The organism is Longimicrobium sp., from assembly GCF_036554565.1.
Taxonomy (GTDB): Bacteria; Gemmatimonadota; Gemmatimonadetes; order Longimicrobiales; family Longimicrobiaceae; genus Longimicrobium.
Map to the genome: position 1 here is coordinate 1 of NZ_DATBNB010000231.1, position 7,278 is coordinate 7,278.

Genomic DNA, 7,278 nt, shown 5'->3' on the forward strand with positions numbered 1-7,278 from the left:
CCCCGCGTCCAGCAGCCCGGCGCTGCGCGAGGCGGGGGAGTGGACGTTCCGGGTGACGCCCACCGACCTGGAGTTTTCGCCGGCGCTGGCCCAGTGGGCGGCGCAGCGGCTGGGGCGCCGCCGCGCGGCCGTTCTGTACGCCAACGACGATTACGGGCAGGGCGTGCGGACTACCTTCGAGCGCGCCTTCCAGGCCGGCGGGGGCGCGGTGGTCACGGCCGACCCGTACCTGCCCGGCGTGCTGACGCGTGGGGACGAGCTCGATCCGTATCTCTCGCGCGCCATCCGGCGCGGCGCGGACGCGCTGGTCATCGGCGGGCAGGCCGAGGCGGGCGCCAAGATCGTGGCCGCGGCGCGGCGGCTGGGGTACACGGGCCCCATCCTGGGGTCCGACGGCCTGACGGGGCTCAAGGACGCGGGGCCGGTGGCCGAGGGGGTGTTCGTCAGCTCGGCGTTCCTCCCGGACCGCCCGGCCGCGGAGGCGCAGCGGTTCGTGACGAGCTACCGCCAGCGCACGCAGAAGCTGCCGGATCACCGCGGGGCGATGACCTACGACGTCATGTACCTGCTGAGCGCGGCCATCGAGCACGCCGGCACCGACCGCAAGGCGATCCGCGACTACGTGGCGTCTATCGGCAACGGGCGCGAGGGGCACCAGGGCGTTTCGGGGCTCATCGAGTTCGACGAGATGGGCGACGTGCGCGGCAAGGAAGTGTCGGTGGGCGTCGTCCGCGGCGGGCAGCTGGTGACGGCCGGCAGGCAGTAGCGGCCAAGAACGAGAAACACGTTCTTCGACGTCAGCTGAACGAAAGAAGCCCTCTCCCACGTACCCGGGAGAGGGCTTCTTCGCGTCAGGGACTCGGCGACCGCGGCTACTTTCCGCAGCCGCAGTCCGTGCCGCAGCCCGGCTCCCCTCCACCGGAAGGCACGCGGGCGGACATCAGCGTGCGCCGCCAGCGGTTGCCCACGAACAGCACCGCGGCCAGCACGATCAGCGCAACGATCAGCGTCTGCATCTGCAATCCATCCCTCGTTCAGCGTTCAGCCCCAGCCGAGCAGGCGCCCGCCCTGGTACACCAGCAGGGCGCTTCCGTACGCCAGGGCCAGCATCCACCCGAACTGGAAGGCGGCCCAGCGCACGCCCGTCCATCCGCCGCCCGTCTCACGCACCACCACGGCGATGGTGCTCATGCACATCATGGCGTACACGTAGAACACCATCAATCCCACTGCCACGAGCGGCGTGTAGACCAGGGCGCCGCTCGACCCGTGCCGCTCGCCGCGCAGCCGCTCGCGCAGGGACGACGATCCCTCGTCCGCATCGCTGCCCACGCCGTAGATGGTGCCCATGGTGGACACGAACACCTCGCGCGCCGCGAACGAGCTGACGATGCCCACCCCGATCTTCCAGTCGTACCCCAGCGGCCTTACCAGCGGCTCGATGGCGTGCCCCACGCGGCCCAGGGCGCTGTTGGCGAGCTGCGCCTCCTGCGCCTGCTGGTCCGTCATCCCCGGCGCCGGCTCCGTGCGCGGATACGTGGCCAGCGCCCAGAGGATGATCGTCAGCGACAGGATGACGGTGCCGGCCTTCTTCAGGAACAAGCTGGCGCGGTGGCCCACCGACAGCGCCAGGCTCTTCAGCCGCGGAAGGCGGTAGGGCGGCAGCTCCATGATCATGGGCCGCGCCTGGCCGCGCAGCAGCGTGCGCTTGAAGAGCGACGCCACCACGAGCGCCGTCACCGTGCCCAGCAGGTACATCGCCAGCAGGGTGACGCCCTGCAGGTTGAAGATGCCGCCCACCACCACCGGCGGGATGAAGGTGCCGATCAGCAGCGCGTAGATGGGAATGCGCGCCGAGCAGCTCATCAGCGGCAGCACCATGATGGTGGCCAGCCGGTCCTTGCGGCTCTCGATGGTTCGCGTAGCCATGATTCCTGGCACCGCGCACGCATATCCCGACAGCAGGGGGATGAAGCTGCGCCCGTGCAGCCCCACGCTCCTCATGAAGCGGTCCATGATGAACGCCGCCCGCGCCATGTATCCCGTGTCCTCCAGGATACCGATGAAGAGGAACAGGATGACGATCTGCGGAAGGAACACCAGCACCGAGCCCACGCCGGCGATCACGCCTTCCACCAGCAGGCTGTTCAGGTCGCCTTCCGGGATCGCGCCGCCCACGGCCGAGGAAATGATGCCGAACAGCCCCTCCACCAGGCCGATCATCGGCTCGGCCCAGGTGAAGATGGACTGGAAGACGAGCGCCATCAGGGCGATGAACACCAGCGGCCCGCCCACGCGATGGAGCGCGACGGCGTCGATGCGGTCCGTAATGGTCCGGCCCGACTGCCCGGCGCGGGTGACGCAGCTGTCGACGACGCCGCCGATCCACCCGTAGCGCGACTCGGCTTCCAGGCTCGTGGGCATCAGACCGGCCGCTTCGACCTCGGCGCGTGCCGTGGCGACGGCGGGCTCCAGCCCGGGAACGCCGGACAGGTGCTTGCCCACGTGCTGGACGGCGAGCAGGCGGAGCGCCTCCATCGACGCGGCGGAGGCGTTGAAGCCGGCATCCACCAGCGCCTGCTCGACGGGCTTCAGTGCGGCGGCGGCCTCGGCGGGAAGCTCGAACCGGCGCTCGGGGCGATCCAGCCCGGGCGCCTTGCGGATGGCCGACTTGAGCACGTCGAGCCCCTCGCCGCGCGTGGCGACGATGGGAACGACGGGCGCGCCCAGCTCCATCGTGAGCTCCACCGCGTCGATGCGCAGCCCGGCGGCCTCCGCCGCATCCACCTGGTTGAGGGCGACGACGGTGGGAAGGCCCAGCTCCAGCACCTGCGAAGTCAGGAACAGGTTGCGTTCCAGGTTGGCCGCGTCCAGCACGACGACGGCCACGTCCGGGCGGTCGATGCCCGGGGCGTGGCCGGTGAGCACGGCAAGCGCAATCTCCTCGTCCGGCGAGCTGGCCGAGAGGGAGTACGTGCCGGGAAGGTCGATGATGGTGACGGCGCCCTGGTCGTCGCGGTACCGGCCCTCGACGCGCTCGACGGTGACGCCGGAATAGTTGCCCACACGCTGCCGCATGCCGGTCAGCGCGTTGAACAGCGTGCTCTTGCCTGTATTGGGATTGCCGATCAGCGCCACATGCAGCACACCCCCGCCGCGCGGTGCTTCCGCGGGCGAGGGTGCGGGGGGCGCCGGAATGGCTCCGACCGCGGCCTCTTGCATCCTACTCCACCTCGATGTGCTCCGCCTCGCTTCGGCGCAGCGTCAGCATGAACCCGCGCACCTTCACCTCCAGCGGGTCTCCCAGCGGGGCGCGCCGCACCACCTCGACGGCGGTGCCGCGCATCAGCCCCATTTCCATCAGACGGCGCAGCGCCTCGGGCTCGCCGCCCATCTTCTTTACCCGCCCGCGGTCGCCGGGGGACAGGTCCGACAGCTTCTTCACCCGGTCAGGACGCCAGCGGCAGGACCTTGATGGCCGACGCCAGGCCCTCGCCCAGCGCCAGCCGCGAGCCCTTTACCTCCAGCAGCATGCCGTTGCGCGAGTCGATCACCTGCACGCAGGTGCCCTCGAACAGCCCCATGCCGCGCAGCCGGTGCGCGTCGTCGATGGGGCACTCCATCCGCAGCACCGACGCCTTGCAGCCGGTGGCGCAGGCGGCCAGCGGGCACTCGACGCACGGGGCCTCGGGGGCCGCCTTCTTCCGGAACAAGCGCGAGAGCATCAGCCAGCGTGAGTAGCTGCGGGTGAGAATCAGTTTCAACCGGCTGTCGAAGATAGGCACGGCCCGGCGGAAACGCAAGACATTGCTGGAGTGCGAGCGTGGTATGTCATCCAGAGGCCCATGCGCACTGGGTTCGCCCGCAGCACAGACCTCGCGGGCCGAAGGATCTTGCCGCGGACACGTACCAGCCCGGGCGCGGCAGCGGACACGGAAGCCGGGGCCTCGGCTGCCGTGGGGCCCTCACCCGGCCGCGCTGACACGCGTGCCACCCTCTCCCGCAAGCGGGAGAGGGTGTACACTTCAGATTGGGGGCGCGTCCAAGTCATTGCCGCGCCACAATTTGTGATCCTGAGGCCCAGGCGCGCCGACCTTGCGCGCAGCAGAACCTTCGGGGGCCGAAGGATCTTCAACGGCCACGTACAAGCCTGGGCGCGGCAGCGGCTAATGATGCCGAGGCCTCGGTCTTCGTCCCGGGGGTTGAAACCGCAGCTGGAAAATCACGAAGTCCGCCTTCGCGGACTGCACGCAGGGTCGAGTGCGCGGGGCCAGCCGAAATGCAGGTCTCAAGGCGGGCGCCGCTCGCCGACGCGCACGAACCTCCAGAATGCCGCTTGACCCTCCCCGCGCCTGCGGTGTACGATGCGCACACTGTAACCGCGGTTCGTGAAACGCCTGCTCTCGCACTCTTTGTAGTTCCGCACTAACGCACTCACGCACTTGCCCGTTGCCCGTCCCATCGCCGACCTCCGGCTGACCGGCACCCTCGTCTCCCAGTACTTCCGCTTCAGCTGCGATCGTCAGCTGCGGTGGGAGATGGTGCCGCGCGCCCTTCGCGGCGGCGAGGTGCCCGCGCCCAACGCCGATCCGTCGCGCGGCCCGCTCGTCGGCCAGCGTCCCGGGATGGGGCTGCTGACGCAGGCGGGCCGGCGGTGGGAGCGCCACGCGCTGCAGCGGCTGATCGATCGGCACGGCGGCCGCGTGCGGTTCGCGGGGCGCGACGAGCGGGGCACCGCCGCGCGGCTGCCGTACGAGGCGCTTGTGGATGCGCTGCGCGATCCCGGCGACTGCCTGTGGATTGTGCAGCCGGAGCTGCGCATCGTGGACACGGCAGCGTTTGCGGCGCGCTTCGGCTTTCCGGAGGCGGTGGAGATCGCGCCCGCCCAGCCGGACCTGGTGCGCATCGGCCGAGACAGGCGCGGGCGGCTGATGCTGGGCGTTGCCGATATCAAGTGGAGCCGCGAGGGCACCCTGCAGCACTATGCGCAGGTGGCGTTCTACACGGTGCTGCTCGAGGAGATCTGCCGTGCGGAGGGGATCGATGCCTCGGTGGAGACGCGGTGGGGATGGCTGTGGACCCGCGGCTCGCGTGGGCCGAAGCGGTTTTCCCTGGCCGCGTACCGCCACCACGTCGAGGAATTCCTTCGTGACGAGCTGCCCCGCGTCGCCGCTGCCTCCCCTGCCGACGTGGATTGGCATCTCCGGCCGCGCTGCACGTCGTGCACGTTCTTCCACCACTGCCGCGCGGAGGCGGATCGCGGCGACCGGCTCAGTCGCGTGGTGGGCCTCACCCCGCTCGCCGGGCGCGAATTGCGGGCGCGTGGCATCCGCTCCGTTCGCGAGCTTCGTAAGGCCGAGTTCCGGAAGGGCGTCTACGCTGGCTGCCACGCCCTGGAATCGGCGGAATCCACCCTCAAGAAGCGCGTGCAGGCGCTGGATTACCAGAAGTTGGTTCCGGCGGAGAAGCAGAGCTTTCGCATGCCGGTGGCCGAGCGCGTCCGCGTGCTGCTCTCCGCCGAGGGCGATCCGGTCAGCGGGACGGTGTTCGCGCTGGGCCTGCGTGCCGGACAGGGTGACTCACTCCGCGGCGCCGCCGAAGTATTCGTGTCAGAGGCGGGCACTGAGGCCGCCGAACGCGAGATGCTCGGTCGCTTCCTCCTGCGCGCCGGGGCGGTGGTCGCGCGGGCGGAGGCGGAGCAGCGGGAGGATGGCTTGCTTTCGGGACGGGCACCGCGTCCGGTCCACTTCTACCTGTGGGACCGCGGCGAGGCCGAGCTGCTGCGCGACTGCCTGCAGCGGCACCTGGGAGATCCGGGAACGCAGCCCGGGATGGCGGGCATCGCGCGCATCCTGTTTCCCGGCGACGGGGGCGCGGCGCCGCCTGGGACGGTGGTGCTGGACGTGGTTTCCGAGCTCTTCGCCTTGCCGGTGCCCTACGCTTGGGACTTGGCGGGCGTCTCCGGCGCGCTGACGCCCGTGCAAGCCGCGTGGACGCACGCCCCACGCGCCGACTACGGCTGGCCGCTGAGCAGCCAGGTGGCGTTCGAGCGCATCCACAACGTGTGGAACGCGCGCCCGCACCGCGCGGGGGGAGCGGTCCAGGCGCCCGGTGAGGTGCGCGCCGAGATCGTCCGCACGGTGGAATCCAAGCTGGCCGGTGTGGATTCGGTGATCCGCGCCATCCGCGACCATGCGGCCAAGCGGCGCGATCCCATGCTGCGGCTGGACGCGGGCTTCGGCGCGGCGGCGGACGGCGCGGGGCCCATCCAGAACCCGACACTGGAGCAGCTTCGCCTATTCACCCTGGCCGAGGCGGCGGAGGAAACGGTTTCCATCCGGCAGCTTCACGCGTTGCCCACGGCGGACCGCGCGCGGCGCTTCGAGTGCATTGCGGGCCTCAACAAGGTGCAGGTGCTGCCCAACGGCCACGCCGTGTTCGAGTTCGACGAGGCCTGCCGCGAGGCCAAGTTCCGCCCCGGCGACTTCGCCCTCGTGCTGACGAACGACGATGCGCGCACGTTGGCGGAAACGGACGTAAAGCCCTGGCTCCGCCGCAAGCTGATGGTAGAGCTGATCGACTACGACCTCGCCGCCTCGCCGCCCCGGGTCACGCTGGCGTCGGACTCTACGTGGGCAAAGCTGGAGAAGGACCGCCTCGCCGGCGCGCCGCTGTTGGACCTGGACCGCGTCTGCGTCCTGGACCGCGCCTCGGTGGACTTCAACACACGCCGCGTGGTCGCCAGCCTGCGCGCCCTCGCCGACGGCGCCGGGCAGAGCGAGTTCGTGCTGGGTGCGCTGCACGGGACCGTGCCGCCCGACTGGGTCGCTCCGATGGACGCGGACGCCGGCTGGGCGGATGCGATCGCCCCAGCGCTGGCAAACCGCGGCTATGCGCTGAATTCCGAGCAGGAAGCCGCGTGGCGGGCGGTGTTCGAGCGTGCGGTCAGTGTCGTCTGGGGTCCGCCGGGCACGGGAAAGACGTACCTGCTCGCGTGGATGCTCATCGGGATGGCGGCGGCGGCGCGCCGGGCCGGGCGCCCGCTGCGGATGCTGGTGACCGCGGCCACACATCGCGCCATCGTCAACGTGTTGGCGAAGGTGGCGCGCGAACTCGAGTCGGCCGGCATCGAGTCGCCCTTGCGCGCCGTAAAGCTGGCGGGGCGGGGGAGCGAGGCCGACGAGGACCTGGCGGGGCTGGACGTCGACGTGATCCGCGACGAGCATCTCCCGAGGGAGCTGGACGCCGCCGTTGCGCATGGCATGCCCGTGGTCGTCG

General features: G+C 70.7%; 6 protein-coding genes. 2 read left to right on the top strand and 4 right to left on the bottom strand.

All coding sequences use genetic code 11. The annotated features are described in order from the left end of the window. The coding region (locus tag VIB55_RS06285; protein WP_331875816.1) for an ABC transporter substrate-binding protein at window positions 1-766 on the top strand (766 nt) is incomplete at its 5' end. A gap of 106 nt (window positions 767-872) precedes the next feature. On the opposite strand, the gene VIB55_RS06290 is transcribed toward VIB55_RS06285, so the two are convergent. The 4 genes from VIB55_RS06290 to VIB55_RS06305 are packed head-to-tail and all read right to left on the bottom strand — an operon-like array spanning window position 873 to window position 3,764. Beyond that, complete coding sequence (locus VIB55_RS06290; protein ID WP_331875817.1) at window positions 873-1,016, bottom strand: hypothetical protein; 144 nt, start codon at window positions 1,014-1,016, stop codon at window positions 873-875. Between the two features lie 25 nt (window positions 1,017-1,041). Then, window positions 1,042-3,222 carry a ferrous iron transport protein B gene (gene feoB / locus VIB55_RS06295; RefSeq protein ID WP_331875818.1) on the bottom strand — a complete coding sequence of 727 codons (2,181 nt, stop codon included), beginning with the start codon at window positions 3,220-3,222 and terminating at the stop codon, window positions 1,042-1,044. 1 nt (window position 3,223) lies between these two features. Next, entirely contained in the window at window positions 3,224-3,445 is a 222-nt protein-coding gene (locus VIB55_RS06300; RefSeq protein ID WP_331875819.1) for a FeoA family protein, read from the bottom strand. Window positions 3,446-3,449: 4 nt separating this feature from the next. Beyond that, complete coding sequence (locus tag VIB55_RS06305) at window positions 3,450-3,764, bottom strand: FeoA family protein (protein WP_331875820.1); 315 nt, start codon at window positions 3,762-3,764, stop codon at window positions 3,450-3,452. A 678-nt stretch (window positions 3,765-4,442) separates the two neighbouring features. On the opposite strand from VIB55_RS06305, the gene VIB55_RS06310 reads away from it, so the two are divergent. Beyond that, window positions 4,443-7,278 (top strand): AAA domain-containing protein (locus tag VIB55_RS06310; RefSeq protein ID WP_331875821.1); only part of this gene is annotated, 2,836 nt, incomplete at its 3' end.

Excerpts from the sequence above, each read along its gene's own strand:
- feoB (WP_331875818.1), bottom strand. The coding sequence starts at position 3,222 with ATGCAAGAGGCCGCGGTCGGAGCCATTCCGGCGCCCCCCGCACCCTCG.
- VIB55_RS06290 (WP_331875817.1), bottom strand. The coding sequence starts at position 1,016 with ATGCAGACGCTGATCGTTGCGCTGATCGTGCTGGCCGCGGTGCTGTTC.